This is a genomic window from Rhizobium mesoamericanum STM3625, assembly GCF_000312665.1.
GTDB classification, from domain to species: Bacteria; Pseudomonadota; Alphaproteobacteria; order Rhizobiales; family Rhizobiaceae; genus Rhizobium; species Rhizobium mesoamericanum.
The window spans coordinates 623449-639227 of record NZ_HF536773.1 but is presented as its reverse complement, the minus strand read 5'-3'; the positions used below and the strand labels follow the sequence as shown (position 1 = coordinate 639227).

The 15779-nt window shown below is 56.7% G+C and carries 14 protein-coding genes and 1 pseudogene; 12 read left to right on the top strand and 3 right to left on the bottom strand.

Annotated elements, in window-relative coordinates; translation table 11 throughout:
• Positions 1-17 precede the first annotated feature (17 nt).
• The 8 genes and pseudogenes from BN77_RS23245 to BN77_RS35700 all read left to right on the top strand — a co-directional run.
• Positions 18-1097: a Gfo/Idh/MocA family protein gene (locus BN77_RS23245; protein ID WP_081593594.1), complete on the top strand. Its 1080-nt coding sequence runs from the start codon at positions 18-20 to the stop codon at positions 1095-1097.
• Between the two features lie 11 nt (positions 1098-1108).
• On the top strand, positions 1109-2011 hold the full coding sequence (locus tag BN77_RS23240; RefSeq protein ID WP_007536635.1) for a sugar phosphate isomerase/epimerase family protein: 903 nt from the start codon (positions 1109-1111) through the stop codon (positions 2009-2011).
• Between the two features lie 67 nt (positions 2012-2078).
• Positions 2079-3317, top strand: coding sequence for an ABC transporter substrate-binding protein (locus BN77_RS23235; protein ID WP_007536633.1), 1239 nt, complete (start codon positions 2079-2081; stop codon positions 3315-3317).
• 285 nt (positions 3318-3602) lie between these two features.
• Complete coding sequence (locus tag BN77_RS23230; RefSeq protein ID WP_007536631.1) at positions 3603-4505, top strand: carbohydrate ABC transporter permease; 903 nt, start codon at positions 3603-3605, stop codon at positions 4503-4505.
• Positions 4502-5329 (top strand): carbohydrate ABC transporter permease, encoded by an 828-nt coding sequence (locus tag BN77_RS23225; RefSeq protein ID WP_007536629.1) that lies wholly within the window; start codon positions 4502-4504, stop codon positions 5327-5329. The genes BN77_RS23230 and BN77_RS23225 overlap by 4 nt, the downstream gene beginning before the upstream one ends.
• Complete coding sequence (locus BN77_RS23220; protein WP_007536627.1) at positions 5326-6396, top strand: ABC transporter ATP-binding protein; 1071 nt, start codon at positions 5326-5328, stop codon at positions 6394-6396. The genes BN77_RS23225 and BN77_RS23220 overlap by 4 nt, the downstream gene beginning before the upstream one ends.
• A 625-nt stretch (positions 6397-7021) precedes the next feature.
• Entirely contained in the window at positions 7022-7930 is a 909-nt protein-coding gene (locus BN77_RS23215) for a hypothetical protein (protein WP_007536625.1), read from the top strand.
• Positions 7931-8060: 130 nt separating this feature from the next.
• Positions 8061-8204: pseudogene (locus tag BN77_RS35700) on the top strand (ATP-binding cassette domain-containing protein); the annotation flags it as partial.
• A gap of 132 nt (positions 8205-8336) precedes the next feature.
• On the opposite strand, the gene BN77_RS23205 reads toward BN77_RS35700, so the two are convergent.
• Positions 8337-9368: an aldo/keto reductase gene (locus BN77_RS23205; protein ID WP_007536622.1), complete on the bottom strand. Its 1032-nt coding sequence runs from the start codon at positions 9366-9368 to the stop codon at positions 8337-8339.
• A 792-nt stretch (positions 9369-10160) separates the two neighbouring features.
• On the opposite strand from BN77_RS23205, the gene BN77_RS34425 reads away from it, so the two are divergent.
• A complete protein-coding gene (locus tag BN77_RS34425; RefSeq protein WP_208856472.1) occupies positions 10161-10682 on the top strand; it encodes a 2OG-Fe(II) oxygenase in 522 nt (173 codons plus the stop codon).
• 160 nt (positions 10683-10842) lie between these two features.
• Here the strand turns inward: BN77_RS34425 and BN77_RS23195 are convergent, their stop codons facing one another.
• Complete coding sequence (locus BN77_RS23195) at positions 10843-11838, bottom strand: KpsF/GutQ family sugar-phosphate isomerase (RefSeq protein ID WP_007536618.1); 996 nt, start codon at positions 11836-11838, stop codon at positions 10843-10845.
• Between the two features lie 370 nt (positions 11839-12208).
• On the bottom strand, positions 12209-12946 hold the full coding sequence (locus BN77_RS23190) for a hypothetical protein (protein ID WP_007536616.1): 738 nt from the start codon (positions 12944-12946) through the stop codon (positions 12209-12211).
• Between the two features lie 438 nt (positions 12947-13384).
• On the opposite strand from BN77_RS23190, the gene BN77_RS23185 reads away from it, so the two are divergent.
• The 3 genes from BN77_RS23185 to BN77_RS23175 are packed head-to-tail and all read left to right on the top strand — an operon-like array spanning position 13385 to position 15553.
• Positions 13385-14083: a hypothetical protein gene (locus BN77_RS23185; protein ID WP_007536612.1), complete on the top strand. Its 699-nt coding sequence runs from the start codon at positions 13385-13387 to the stop codon at positions 14081-14083.
• A 3-nt stretch (positions 14084-14086) separates the two neighbouring features.
• A complete protein-coding gene (locus tag BN77_RS23180; protein WP_007536610.1) occupies positions 14087-14659 on the top strand; it encodes an acyltransferase in 573 nt (190 codons plus the stop codon).
• A 24-nt stretch (positions 14660-14683) separates the two neighbouring features.
• Positions 14684-15553: a hypothetical protein gene (locus BN77_RS23175; RefSeq protein ID WP_007536608.1), complete on the top strand. Its 870-nt coding sequence runs from the start codon at positions 14684-14686 to the stop codon at positions 15551-15553.
• Positions 15554-15779 lie beyond the last annotated feature (226 nt).

The window sequence follows — 15779 nt, the reverse complement described above, 5'->3', positions numbered from 1 at the left end:
TCGTAAACGTTTACGGGATGCGTTTCGGGAGGGAAACCGGAAACGGTCCAGCGGAGGAAATCGTGATCTTGAATGCCGTTCTATGCGGGTGCGGAGCCATGGCCAAGGGCTGGTTGCGTGCCATCAAGCAAACCCCGGCTCTCGCAGCCGCCATCGAGGTGAGGGGGCTTGTCGATGTCAATCCGGCAGCAGCCGAAGCGCTCGCCGCCGAGTTCGGCCTTAAGGGCGCCGTCATCGGCAGCGATCTTGCCAACGTCATTGCCAAGACAAGCGCTGACATCGTGTTCGACGTCGTCATTCCGACGGCCCGTTTCAATGTCGTCTCCACGGCACTGAAGGCTGGCTGCCACGTCCTCAGCGAAAAACCGATGGCGACATCGCTTGCAGAAGGGGCAGCGCTGATCGATCTCGCTGCCGAGACCGGCAAGATCCACGCCATCATTCAGAACCGCCGCTTCATTTCTGGCGTGCGTCGCATGCGCCGCTTCGTCGCGAGCGGGGTGATCGGCGATCTGACGGCCATCCATTGCGACTTCTTCCTCGGCCCGCATTTCGGCGGTTTCCGTGAGGAAATGGACAACGTTCTGCTGCTCGACATGGCAATCCATACATTCGACGCAGCGCGCTATGTCGCCGACAAGAAGCCGCTCGCGGTCTATTGCATCGAGCGCAATCCGAAAGGCTCCTGGTACAAGCATGGCGCCTCGGCAAACGCCACATTCGAGTTTTCCGACGATGTCGTCTTTACCTACCGCGGCTCATGGTGCGCAGAAGGGGAGCGCACGAGTTGGGAAAGCGAATGGCGTCTCGTCGGCTCCAAGGGCATGCTGACCTGGGACGGCGGCGACACGTTCAATGCAGCGGTTGCCGGCAACGAGCCGGGCCTCCTGCATGGCTTTACGCCCGTAAACGTTCCCGAACCAGCCCACGAGGAAGAAACGCACGGTCATGCCAGCGTTATTTCGGGCTTCGTCGAGGCTATCGAAACGGGCAAGCGGCCCGAGACGGCAAGTTCCGACAATATCAGAAGCCTCGCCATGGTCTTCGGTGCGATCGAAAGCGCCAAGACCGGCAAGCGCATTGAAATTTCAGCATAAGGAATAATGACGTGAGCAACCCCGCCAAGTCCATTCGTATCGGCACCATGGTCAGCGCCTCCAAAGGCGGCGCCGACAAGCGCATCGGCCAGATCGCCGAGATGGGATTTGAAAGCTTTGAACCCTTCTTCTGGCAGACGACGAACGGCCAGAATCTCGCCGAACTCGGCAAGCGCTGTCTCGATGCAATCGGTGATCGCGACATCACCATTTCGACGCTTGGCATGTTCGGCAATCCGCTCGAGACCACGGACATGGATCTGCAGACGCTGCAAGGCTGGAAGGACTGCATCGACAATGCACATCATTTCGGCGCAAACTGCGTTGCAGGCTTCACCGGCCGCATCCGCAACAGGCCTCTGACCGACAGCCTGCCGCGCTACAAGGAGATCTGGAGCGAGCTTTCAAAGCGCGCAGCCGACAAGGGCGTCAAGATTGCCTTCGAAAACTGCGCCATGGATGGCAACTTTGCGACCGGGGACTGGAACATTGCGCACAACCCGGACGCCTGGGAACTGATCTTCAACGAAACGCCCGACGACCACATCGGCCTTGAGTGGGAACCCTGCCACCAGATGGTCTACCTAATCGAGCCGCTGCCGCAGATCCGCAAATGGGCAAGCAAGATCTTCCATGTGCACGGCAAGGACGCGACAATCCGCTGGGATGTCATCAAGGAGCATGGCATCTTCGGCAAGGAGAAGTTCGTGTTCATGCGCACTCCGGGCTTTGGCGACAGCAACTGGACAGACATCATTTCGGAACTGCGGCTTGCCGGCTGGTCCGGTTCGATCGACATCGAAGGCTGGCATGACCCGGTCTATCGCGACGAACTGGAAATGACCGGCCAGGTCTACGCATTGAACCATCTCAAGCATGCCCGGGGCGGCAATTTCATCGTCGACCCGGTTTGACGACATCGTGGGGCCGGCGAGGAGGAATCGCCGGCTTGCGACAGGATAACCACAAAGGAGGAGAACTATGAGTATCCGCAAATTTGCAGTGATCGGCGCCTTGGCGCTGGCAGGCGTTTCTCTCTTTGGTCTCGCCGCCAAGGCCGAGGACGTCACCTTGACCCTCTGGTCGCTGGACAAGGTAAACCAGCCGGCACCGAGCCTGATCAGGGAATTCAACGCGCAGAACAATGGCATCAAGATAGAATATCGCGAGATCCAGTTCGATGATGTCGTCAGTGAAGCAATGCGCGCTTATTCCACGGGTCAGGCGCCAGACATCATTGCCGTCGACAATCCCGAGCATGCGATGTTTGCCTCGCATGGGGCGTTCCTCGATCTCACCGACATGATCGCCAAGTCCTCGGTGATCAAGAAGGAAAACTATTTCCCTGGTCCGCTGAACTCGGTCACGTGGGACAAGAAGCTCTTCGGCGTACCGAAAGCAACCAATACGATTGCCCTTTACTACAATGTCGACATGTTCAAGGCCAAGGGCCTCGATCCCGACAAGCCGCCGCACACCTGGGATCAACTGTTGGATGCGGCCCGCAAGCTGAATGATCCGGCAAAGAACGTCTATGGTCTTGCCTTCTCCGCCAAGGCAAACGAGGAGGGCACCTTCCAGTTCCTGCCTTGGGCGCAGATGGGCGGGGGTGGCTATGACCACATCAACGCACCAGGCGCCGTCAAGGCGCTGGAAACCTGGAAGACGATCCTCGACGAGAAGCTTGCTTCGCCTGACACCCTGACCCGCGGACAGTGGGACTCGACAGGCACCTTCAATTCCGGCAATGCGGCGATGGTGATTTCCGGCCCTTGGGAACTCGATCGCATGTCGCAGGAAGCCAAGTTCGACTGGCGCGTGACACTGATGCCGGTGCCGAAGGACGGCGTCGAGCCGTCTTCGGCGATGGGCGACTTCAACTGGGCGATCTTCGCCAGCACCAAGCATCCGGCCGAGGCCTTCAAGGCGCTCGAATATTTCGCTTCCCAGGATGACAAGATGTTCAAGAACTTTGGTCAGTTACCGGCCCGTTCGGACATTACGATTCCGCCGACTGGCAATGAGAAGAAGGATGCTGCACTCAAGGTATTCCTCGAGCAGTTGAAGTACGCCAAGCCGCGCGGTCCGCATCCGCAGTGGCCGAAGATCTCCAAGGCGATACAGGACGCAATCCAGTCCGCGCTGACGGGACAGGCCACGCCGCAGGCTGCGCTCGACCAGGCAGCCGCGACCATCAAGGGTATTCTCGGCGAGGGCTGAGATCGGCCTGACGGGCCGCTGGACGGAAGTCTGGCGGCACCGCCAAGGACACGGATTGTCGTGTTATTGTTCTTCGGACATCTTCCTCTCAAGGGAGAGGGTGGAGACTGTGGTGGCGCTCCCTCCCGGCACTCTCTGCTCTTGCTTGCGCGGCACCAATCTTGACGTCGCGGTTCGGCAAGCATCTGCTCTCTTCCTTGAGAGGAAGGTGCCCGAAGGAGCATTCAGTAAACATGGACATTCGAAGCCCATCGCGTCGAATGTATGGGTGAGGAGGCTTGGAGTATGGGCACTGTTGCCAGCGGAATAAGAGACGGAAAGGGGTTTGACGTCACACTTGCAGCAATTCCCTTTGCATTTCTGTTTTTTTTGTCTTTCTTGCCGCTTGTCTACAATGTGCTGATGAGCCTGCAACAGGTCGATATGTTCAGTCTCGCGCAGGTGTTTCGCCCCTTTGTCGGCTTGAAGAACTACCAGGAAGTGTTCGCGCGGCCGGAAGCCTGGCTGGTGATGAAGAACACGGTGATCTTCGTCGTCGCATCGATCGCCGGACAGTTCCTGATCGGCTTCGGGCTGGCGCTGTTCTTCTGGACCGGATTTCCCGGATCGTCCTGGCTGCGCGGCCTGTTTCTTGTTTCATGGGTAATGCCCGGGCTCGTCGTCGGCGCGATCTGGAATCTGATCCTGTCGGGCGATTTCGGCGTCCTGAACTACCTGCTCAAGAGCCTTTCGATCACCAATGCCAATATTTTCTGGCGCTCGGATCCCGTCTATTCGCTCTGGGCGGTGATTATCGCCAATATCTGGCTCGGCGTGTCCTTCAACATGATCCTGCTGTCTGTTGGTCTCTCCTCCATTCCGGGCGACCTCTACGAGGCGGCCGAACTTGACGGCGCCAATGGCTGGCAGCGCTTCTGGACCATTACGCTGCCGATGATGCGTTCGACGATCGGTGCCGTCATCTCGCTCGGCATGATCTTCACATTGCAGCAATTCGATCTCTTTGCGGTGATCACATCTGGCGGCCCGAACAATTCCTCCAACGTGGCGCAATACTGGGCGTGGCTTTGGTCCTTCAAGGAATATGATTTCGCCAAGGGTGCGACGATTTCAGTAGTGATGATCATCGTCGTGATGATCGCCTCGGTCATCTATGTACGTTCGACCCGACATGAGGTGCGCGGATGAGCGAGACCATGAAATACCGCCTGCTTTTCGTGATTGCCGTTGTTCTGGCAATTGTCTACCTCTTCCCGCTCTACTGGATGTATCTGAACAGCCTCAAGACCACGTCCGACATGTTCGCGACGCCGCCGACTTTCCATACCAGCAATCCGCAATGGCAAGTCTATGGTGACGTCTGGTTGGGCCTGAACATCGGCCGCTACATCTGGAATTCGGTGGTGATCGCCACCGGCACCGTCGCACTGGTGACGATACTGGGCACTGGGCTTGCCTATGTGTTGGCGCGTTACCGCAACATCTGGATCGATATCGGTCTTTTCCTCGTCCTGATGCTGCAGGTGTTACCCGCCTCACTGATGATTACGCCGATTTTCGTCGGGTTTTCGCAAATTGGCGTTCTCGGCTTCCCACGCTTTGCCGTGATTTTGGCGACAGCGGCGAAAACCATGCCCTTCTTCGTGGTGCTTGTGCGAGCCACGTTCATGAGCGTGCCCCAGGAACTCGAGGAGGCGGCCCTGGTCGACGGAAATTCGCGTGTCGGCGCTTTCTTCAACATCGTCCTGCCACTGGCGCGCAACGGCATCCTGGTCGCAGCGATCCTGATCTTCATGCAGGCCTTCGGCGAATTTGTCTATTCGAAGTCGATGATCCAGAACATTGAACTGCAGCCGTCGAGTGTCGGCCTTTACTCCTTCATCGGCCCAAATACCAGTGAGTGGAACAAGATCATGGCTTTCGCGGCGATGTATGTGACGCCGATCCTCGCCGTCTTCGTTCTTCTACAGCGCCGGATCGTCTCCGGCCTGACTTCCGGAGCTTTGAAATGACCACACAGATCGAATTGACCGGCGTCAACAAGTATTATGGTGCCTACCATGCGCTGAAGGATATCAATCTCAGGATTCCAAAGGGCAGTTTCGTGGCACTAGTTGGTCCGTCGGGCTGCGGCAAATCCACCTTGCTCCGATCGCTGGCGGGGCTGGAGAAGATTTCCGAAGGCACCTTGCAGATCGCCGGTGAGGTCATGAACGACGTACCGCCGCGCAAGCGTGACATCGCCATGGTGTTCCAGTCCTATGCGCTTTATCCGCATATGACGGTGGCCGAAAACCTCACCTATTCGTTGCGAATGCGCGGCGCATCGAAGGATGAAGCGAGAAAAAAGGCAGACGAGGTGGCGCAAATAACCGGTCTTACCGGACTTCTTGACCGCTATCCACGTCAGCTTTCCGGCGGTCAGCGCCAGCGCGTTGCCATGGGCCGCGCAATCATCCGGCATCCCAAGGCCTTCCTGTTTGACGAGCCGCTGTCCAATCTCGATGCGGCACTGCGCGTGTCGATGCGCAAGGAAATCCGCGCGCTGCACGACCGGCTCGGCGCGACGTCGGTCTATGTCACCCACGACCAGATCGAGGCAATGACCATGGCCGACCATGTTGTCGTCATGCGCGACGGCGTGATCGAGCAGCAGGGAAAGCCGCTCGACCTCTACGACAGGCCCGCCAACAAGTTCGTTGCAGGTTTCATCGGCTCTCCGGCCATGAACTTCATCCCGGCCGTCGTTGCAGAGGACGGCAAGAGCCTGACGATCGACCTCGGCAGTGTAAAGCACACGATCGCGATCGACCATCAAGTCCAGGCTGGCCGCAAGGTCACCGTTGGCCTTCGTCCGGAGCATATTAGGATCACGCCAGCAGGGCAGGGCACGTTCGACGTGCCGGTAGCCGTGGTGGAATCGACCGGTTCATCCACCTTCGTCACGGCGGCGACCACACCCGAACTGACGGTCGTCGAAACAGGCCGAGGCATCGCACATGCACGCGAGACGATCGGCGTGACCGTCGATCCGTCGCAGCTGCATCTCTTCGACGAAACGAGCGGCGCTCGCATCTAGAAAAACGAGGCGGTGATCTACGTGATCGCCGCCCATCGTATCTTAGCCCTTTCCGGCTTGCCGCTGGCGCTCCAATTGCGACCAACGGGATTCAGTAGACCTCAGCATTTATTGTTTTGACATGTTAGCTAACCATTCCAAGATCATCCGCAAGAGCATGACTGGTTCACGATCAGAATAGGATCTCCGCGGCGATATGGCCGTGGGTTATCTGGACCAGCGTTGGTAGCCGCTCTCGTCATTTTTCAGTCGGCTCGTGAAAGAAAACAGACGCTTCGATCAGCGCCGCGCGTGCGCGGCAAATCAAAGGCGCCCGATGATCCCGAACTGGTTAGCGCGCGGCCTCAATCGGCCAGCGCATAATGTCGCGGGATAGGTCACTGATTGTTTTCTTGTATACAGGCAAGCGGAAACAAACACAGTAGAAATATTCGATCCCTCTGGATTTACGTCGCCTTTCCAATTATAGATTTACGGAGACATTGAATTATCTCTGCATATCTCCAATATGTCTTAACTTTTGGTGGCATGTTACATGAATCAAAGGACGATTAGCACAGAAACTCCCTCCGTATCTTTTGTTTGTTGTATAGAATCTGGATTGCTCGAACCACTGGCGGTCCGAATGATCACGAGCTTGCGTGCGCATGGAGGCCGTTTTGCTTCTTGTCCAGTATTTGCCGTAACGCCGCGGCGAGGAGCTCCCCTGGCCGCCAAAACCCGAGAGGCCCTCGATCTTCTCAACGTCACCTATGTTCGCTTGCCATCCCATGCGAAATACGCATGGTTTCATTATATGAACAAGATGGTGGCGCTCACCTATGTCGAAACCATCGCCCAGACCGCACAGATCACCTTTGTAGACTCCGATATCCTCATCTCGGGGGAACCGACGTTACTGGAATTGAACGATTGCGATTTTGTGGCCTGCCCGGTTGACCTCGGCGTAGTTGGCTCGACAGGCCGCGACAGCCAACATGATCATTTCTGGTCGCGGATGTGCGATGTCGTCGGGCTCGACTTAGACGAGCTGCCGTGGGTAACGACCTTGATGGAAGGCGCCAGGATTCGACTGTACTGGAATTCGGGTGTTTTCTCCTATCGGCGCGAAACAAAACTTGGAAGAACGTTTTTGGAGCTTGCGGAGAGCGTCCTCGGCGAGCATGTCGGCTCCACTTGCGGCGGCGGAGAGCATTTTATCGACCAGGTCTTGTTGGGTATCATGGTGATCAAACGCGGCCTTACCTACAGAGATCTTCCTCTGAGTTATAATTATCCAGTGATCGAATCGATCAAGATGGACATCAAAGGATTGCGATCGGCCAAGGTCATTCATCTGCATAATTCCATGAGCCCGACATATTGGCCGTCCTTCATCTCTGACCTTCGTGAGGCGCACCCGCAACTTTGCACCTGGCTCGAACCCATGGGGCCGGCCGTCAATCCTGCCCCGTTTCCGTCGCGCCTGTTCAACGAAGCTCTTCGCATCGAACGTGGCATTCACAGGAAGAACTATCGAGCGAGCGTGAGGTAGACGAACTGGATGCCAGAATGCGGATTTGAAACATTCCGGCCGGTATTATGAGCGCATGCTGCGATCAGCATCGCAGCTTCTGATGATGGTGGAGAACGTTGATCTCTTTCGGCTCGGATTACATCGGCAACTACCACCCCTAATCGAAGCAAGGGCGGAGAAGCGTTACCCGCGCGAGCTTCCTGGCGGCCAGCGCCAGCGCGTCGCAATGAGCCGTGCCATCATCCGCCATCCGAAAGCATTAGTGTTCGACGAGCCCCTCTCCAACCTCGATCGTCGAGATTGGGTCGCGGCACCGCGAGGGCGGGCGAGACGGTCTGCGTAACCGTCGATCCGTCGCAACTCCAGCTCTTCGACGAAACAGAGGCGTGCGTCTCTGAAGAACAAAGCGGCCGAAAAATTCCGGCTACCGTCCGCCTTCGATCTTGCGATGACGCTGGTTTGTGCCGCTAGCCCCATACGGATAGTCGGACAGATGAGGCTGACTGACATCGCTAAGCTTCGTTATCTCTTCTTCTGAAAGGATAAGACTTGCCGCGGCAAGGTTGTCGGCGAGCTGTTCACTCGTTCTCGCTCCGAGAATGACCGAAGTCACAGCCGGCCGCGCTGCCGTCCAGGCAAGCGCCACCTGCGCCATGCTGACGCCGCGGGCGCTTGCGATGGCCTCCACCGTCTCGATGATCGACCATGTCCGCTCCTGCGCATTCCGTTGAGCATAAGATTCCATGCCGCGGTTCGGATTCTCCCCGAGACGGGTGGCACCCGTCGGCATGTGGTCGCGCCGATACTTGCCCGTCAGCCAGCCGCCGCCAAGCGGCGACCATGGCAGGAGACCCATGCCGGCATCCTGGCATGCAGCGACGATCTCGAGTTCAATGTCGCGCACCAGCAGGTTATACTGCGGTTGTAGCGTCACCGGACGAGTGTAGCCGCGTGCCTTGGCGATCTCGGCTGCCTTGGCGATCTGCCATCCGACATAGTTGGAAAAGCCGTAGTAGCCGATCTTGCCGGCGCAAACGGCATCATCAAGGAAGCGCAGCGTCTCCTCGATCGGGGTCAGTGCGTCCCAGGCATGCATCTGATAGAGATCGATATGTTCGATGCCGAGCCGAGCAAGGGAGGCATCAAGCGCTTGATTCAGGTGCCGGCGCGAAAGGCCGACGTCGTTCGGACCAGGTCCCATCGGAAACCGCCCCTTGGTCGCGATTACGGCTTGCTTTGCCTCGGTCGGTCGCGACTTCAGCCATCGCCCGATGATCTCTTCTGACGTGCCGGCACTATAGACGTCGGCTGTGTCGATGAAGTTTCCACCCCAGGCGAAGTAATCATCGAGCAGCTTGTGCGATGCAGCTTCGTCGGCCTCCGCGCCGAACGTCATCGTGCCGAGGCAGTAGGCGGTCACGACTGCTCCGCTATGGCCAAGCTTGCGGTAATCCATGGAAGATCCTCCTCGTCGAATAGTGGCGTTCTTTGGAAAGCTTGATCTTATGTCGATGAACTGTGCGTCGTGGTCGCTTCGAGCATAGACGGAGCCAACAATTATGACCCAATTAACCCTTGGAATCGGTATTTCAAACCATGTGCTGACGACCCAAATAGCAATAGCAACAGTCCAAATCAACCATGATACTGAAAACATTGATGAATTTTCATGTGCCAAGTTTGCATTATTAAGCCGTTGTGACGGCAGGGCCTGTCGCCGGCCGCATGCTCCTGGCGTATTGTCGGGAAGCGGATCGATCGCTGGGGGAAGAAGGTTGTGAAGGATTGACGCTCGGCCAGCTCGCCAGCATCATGCGGTGCAAGTGTGGGCACAAGGGCGCCCGCTCAATGGTGAGGCATTTGTCGCGATAACTCAGCGAAGGCGAAAGGACATCCGGTAATTACGTCAACCCCCTGCCGCCTTCAGGTTCGGGTCAGCAATTTACGCAATTTTTGAGTACAAGTTTGGGGACGAAACAACGCGAGGTGTTCTATGAAGGGGACTTTTATTGACTACGAACTGCTGCGGCGGTTCGACATTGATGCGTTTAAGAAAAGGTCACCCTTTCCTTGGGAGGACATTGGAGGCTTTTTAACCCAAGAGGGATTTCATTCCCTTTATACAAATTTCCCATCGCTTGATCTTTTCGAATACCACAGCAATAGGCGACGGACCCACGATCAGCGCCCGCACAACCGACACTACTTGGCCTACGAGAACTCGATCTATCACAAGGATGGGCCGCCCATGGACGCCGGCGGCCTCGTCCGTCGCGAGCAACTACCAACGGCTTGGCAGGGTTTCATGGACGAACTTGAGACGAGCGACGAATACCGTCGTTTCATTCGCCGTGCGCTCGGAATTTCCGATTTCATCCCGCGCTATGCCTGGCACGTTGGCTCGAAGGGATCCGAGGTTTCGCCACATCTCGACAGCCCTTCAAAGATCGGGACGCACATTCTCTATTTTAATACGAGCGTTGATTGGAACCCCGAGTGGGGTGGTTCCACTCTGGTACTCGGCGGCAAGAAGATCGAAGCTATGAATCCGGATTTTGCGGATTTCGAGACGAGCGCTGCGGCTCGCATCACCGACAACCACAGTTTTCTCTTCAAGAACACGTCGTCGGCCTGGCACGGCGCTACAGCCCTTACCTCTCCCGACGGCAGCTACCGCCGCCTCTTCAACATCATTTTTGAAACCTCAAGACGCTCCGTCGGGCGCAAGCTAGTCGATCGCGCACGCGCGATGTTCGCGCTGCCAAGTTAGTAGCCGCCACACCGGCACTTCACGCGGGTCGCACCGGAGCACGCAATCAGGAGCCTTTTCCATCCGATCTTTCGCCGTTGATCGGGGTCAAGACGCTGAGGCCGAATAGGTGCGACACGCTCTTATCCAATTTAAACGAGCCGCGTTTCCCTCGAATTGATCAGGCTACGCCAATCCGCAGGAGGTCGTGGAAATGCACGAGGCCGATCGGTCGGTTCTCGTCGTCGATGACAATCAGTGCCCCGATGCTGTGCTGATTGAGCTTCGCCAGCGCCGCGGTTGCCAGCACGGTCGGCTTCACAGTCTTCGGCGTTCGGGTCATGATATCGTCAACCAGCAATTCGGAGAGATTGCGCGTCAGATTTCGAGCCAGGTCGCCTTCCGTGACAATACCGCAGAGACGACCGTCATCCTCCATGATCCCGACGCAACCGAAGTGCTTGCGTGAGAGCGTCGAAATGGCTTCCGGGACTGACGTCCCCCTGCGCACCAACGGCACGCGATCGCCCGTATGCATGATATCAGCGACATGGCTGAGGCTTGCACCGAGTTTGCCCCCCGGGTGGAAAACATGAAAATCGCGTGCGGAGAAACCTCGCGCTTCCAAAAGCGCAATTGCCAGCGCGTCGCCCAAAGCGAGCTGCATCAATGTTGACGTCGTCGGAGCAAGTCCGTGCGGGCAAGCTTCCGCCTCGTTCGGCATCAGGAGAATGATGTCGGCCGCTGTTGCAAGCGACGACTTTTCCGAGCAGGTGACGGCGATCAGAGGAATCGAGAAGCGGCGCGTATAGGCAACGATGCTGCGAATTTCGGCACTTTCCCCGCCCTTCGAAAATGCAAGAACCACGTCGGTGGTGCTGATCATCCCGAGATCGCCATGGTTTGCTTCCGCAGCGTGGACAAAGAACGCTTGCGTGCCGGTCGAAGCCAGAGTGGCCGCGATCTTCACCCCGATATGTCCGCTCTTGCCGACACCGGTGACGATTACACGACCGGCAATCCCGTTGATGGTTTCGACGGCACGCGTAAACGGAGCAGCGAGACCATCTTCAAAAGCACGCTCCAGGGCCTCAAGAGCCTGTCTCTCGGTCCTAACCGTCCGCTTCGCAGACCCCAGAACACTATCCTCGATGACATTTATTGCTGTCTTGTTCATGGTGCGGTGTTAGCGGTTTTCATCCGCCAAGTCTATTTCGCGAGCGACGCACTCTGCTTTCTAAATAGATGAGCTGCAAAATTGTCCGCTGCTGGTGCAATGCTTCGTTGTTGGAGCACAACGAACAGGAAGTGGTCACGCCCAAGGCGGCCGCTGCGCTATCGATTCATCTCATTGGAGTTCCTGCGGTGGCCGTCGCCCGGGGATAGGCGGGAACGCTCCAGTCGTGATTGGCGAGGCGCGTTGAAGCTGGCTGAAGCCCTGGCGGAAGACTATCTGTCGTGGCTGCGGGATTGGGTTGAACTACCCGAGATGACAACGAAATTGGCGCACCGGCGCGACCGGGCAGGATGCGTTCCATCGAAGAAGCTTAGGTCGCTCGCGGATCCCATAGGGGTAACCCGACCGTCTGGGCAACGTTCGGATCAGCCGTGAAGACGGGTAATCTCTGGTCCCGAAATATCTGCAGAGCCTGTAAATCCGTTTCTTGATGCATGCGAGAGAGATCTAATGAGTTGTATTTGTGTCCCTTGGAGAGAGGGTCGATACCGGTGAGAACCACGTTTGCTGCCCCGCTCGCCAGCGCAAGAGCCGCTCCGACAATGCCGTTTGACCACTTGGCTTCGCCTTCGAGTTCCAGATTCAATCTTCCTGTCACCCGATGCATCAGGGCAATGCGTTCATGGCGGCTGATCAGTGTCAGTTCGTTGTAACGGTAGTCGAACGCCTCAAGTCCTCTAACGAGTCGCTCCCGCTCATGTCGCCAATTGAGAAGGCAAAGAAGTCCGGTTTTCTGATGCTGTAGCACCCGGCGAACCTCGACGGCAGCGGGATTGAGCCCTTCAATCTGATTGAACTGCATCAATGTCACATCCGGCGGGTGAGGCAGCCAGCCCTGAGCTGCAATCTGGGAGGCGTTGATGGTCAATACGCGAAACGAATCGTCCCAGCCCAGAGGCTTGGTAGAGAAAGGCGCAGAGCCGACAACGACAACGTTCTTTCCAAGAAGGAGGCGCTCCAGGTTAGGAACTCGTGGTGCCGCCAGCCGATACCGCACCCAGCGCGTAAAATAGCGCCTGGTTCGCGTCAGTCCATCAACGTCCAACATGCTCAGAATTCCTTCAATTCGAAACATCCTGATTCCGCGAATGGTGCGATCGTTGAACAAACCGGGTGCAAAGACAAGCTGACTTGCCCCGATTTAAGGTGATTTAGCTTCGCATGCCAGTCTTTCGCCGCAGAAGCCATCAGGTCGAGGCGCGACACAATGAAGACGACCTTGGGGTAGGGGTGGCGGTTAGAGGGCGTCGCTGCCAATCGTTCCTTTGAACTGAAGCAGGTAAGCGGGATCGCTTCAGGATCGGGCTTAGCATTGCCTGGAACAAGGAGGATCCGCCCCCCTGCGCCACGGGACTCGAACGTCACCGCACGGACTATTTCGGTGACTTACTCCCAAACAAGCCTTCACGGCGCCCATGTACTCGTCTATGACTTTCGCAACCCCTCATCGTCTATCTTCACAGAACCTAATCCAAGGAGAACTCGTGTGGCGGAACTGTCGGTCTATATTGGTTGGGATTCGCGAGAAGATATTGCCTACCAGGTCGCGAAGGAATCACTGCTGGAGCATGCGTCGATCGACGTAGATGTACACCCGATCAAGTTGCAGGAGCTCGTTGATCGCGGTGTTTATACGCGACCGGTTGATCCCCTGGCCTCGACCGAGTTCACCTATTCGCGCTTTTTCACACCGTGGCTTGCCGGTTACAAGGGCTGGGCGCTTTTCTGCGATTGCGATTTCCTGTTCTTTGGAGACGTCGCTGACCTGCTGCAGTATCGGAATGAGGATCAGGCCGTTGCATGCGTACATCATGACTACACGCCAAAGGAAGGCGTAAAGATGGATGGCAAGATCCAGACGACATATCCGCGTAAGAACTGGTCGTCGTTCATGCTCTTCAATTGTGACCATCCATCAACTCGCAAGCTGACGCCGGCACTCATCAATGCTGAGACGGGAGCGTTTCTGCACCGCCTTCAATGGGCAGATGACCGCGAGATCGGAGAAATTCCGGAAGAGTGGAACTGGCTGGAAGGCTGGAGTTCAAAGCCATCCGCCGGCTATCCCAAGGGGGTCCACTACACCAATGGAGGCCCGTGGTTCAAGAACTGGCAGGAGGTTGAATACGCTGAGAAGTGGCTCGACAAGGCGCTCTCCATCGATCCTCGGTTCGCTCCGGTGTGACGCTTGAATCTCGGCTATCTGGTCAAGCTCCGCTGGATGCTCTCGCGCCGATTCGTAAAGATCGGAAAGGCGCCGAACATGCGTTATTGGCCTCGCTTCCGAGGCAGAGGTCGGATTGAAATCGGCGACAGGTTTACTACGCGTTGCGGTGCGATTATCGATTCACAAAGCGGGCACATCAAAATAGGCAATGACGTCTCCTTAAATGACTATTCCATCCTACTCGGACATGGCGGCATTAGCATCGGCGACAACGTGCGCATTGCCGGGCACGTCGTCGTAGCTGCATTCGAGCACAACTACGAGGATCCGGTGATCCCGATACGCCAGCAATCCATCAGAAAAGGGGCTGTTGTGATCGGCGACGATGTATGGATCGGAGCGGGTGCGAAGGTACTTGCAGGCTCCGAGATCGCTCGTGGCACCGTCATTGGGGCAAACAGTGTGGTAAAGGGGAGAACGGTTCCTTATGGTGTGTATGTGGGAGCGCCTGCGCGTCTTGTAAAAACAAGGGCGGGCAAACATGCGAGATCAGTGACCGTCGATCGTCCCGTTCCGGCGCAAGCGTTTGGCTAGGAAGGCAAGACATACGGTTGAACGATGACAGGACCTAACTCCAACGATTTACAAGCGGCGAAGGCAGTTCCTCCGAGGGAAATCAACTCGGAGGAATGGAACTCGTTTTTTCTCGGCTATAGTCACATCGTCTTGGTTGCAAACAGCGATGAGGTCGATATCAACGAACTTGTCACGCGGTTTCCCGAGACGACGCTCTTTATCTTCTTCAACAAGGTGTACAAGGTCCTGAGCGAACCGTTTACGCGCAATGCCGTACTGGTGTCGCGAAGCGGCACGTTGGGAGCAAACCTCGTCAAGAGCGACAAAGTGTCGAGAGTCCTCCAGTACTTCGACACAAAAAGCTTCCTCGGCATCATCAATTTGGCAATCGGTGATCGCGAAAAGTTTAGCGCAGAATCTGAATTTGGAGGTGTGGCGGTCAGGCATCTCGATTTGACGGCCCTGTTTGCTCCTTTTTATCCGAAGACCAGTCTTCCTACGAGCGGATTTGCGCTGGCCTTCTGGCTCGCCAACCTTCAACTGCCAGCGACGATCACCCTGGCTGGCTTCTCCTCCAAGCGAAGTGAACGCTACCAGGTTCTCGACGTTCACGACTGGACGTTTGAGCAGGTGGTGTTGCGGCTGATGTATCGGCGCGGGAAGATTGACATCATCGGCCGCGAACGAACCAATCCTTATGCCGATCTGGCAAAACACTTTCCGGAATATTCTCCAGGCGAAATAGCCCTGACAGCGAACGAGGTGCTGTCGGAGCGCCTCGTCAATCTGAGCTCGATCGTTGACCGGCTGATGCATGTCACGAGGTTTCTGCGTTTCATCGACAGAACCTACAAGAAACTAAAGCCGAAGACGGGGAAGCAGCGGCGTTGGGATGCGATGGAAGGCAAATAGGTGCTCACGCCTCGCCACCAGGCGTCGGCACCTGTGAGCTGACAGGTTATTTTGAAACCAGCCAGGCCAGCGGTACTCAGTAATACGGTGCGGAATCTCGTCATCATGGGGACCTCGACTTCGCCTAGCTGGAGGGCTCCCGCCAAGCGAGCGGCCGTTGATCCTGCGTCCCCAGTGTTCCTTTGCAGCTAGAGGTGGAGGCCACCTGTTTAATATTTGGCATGTT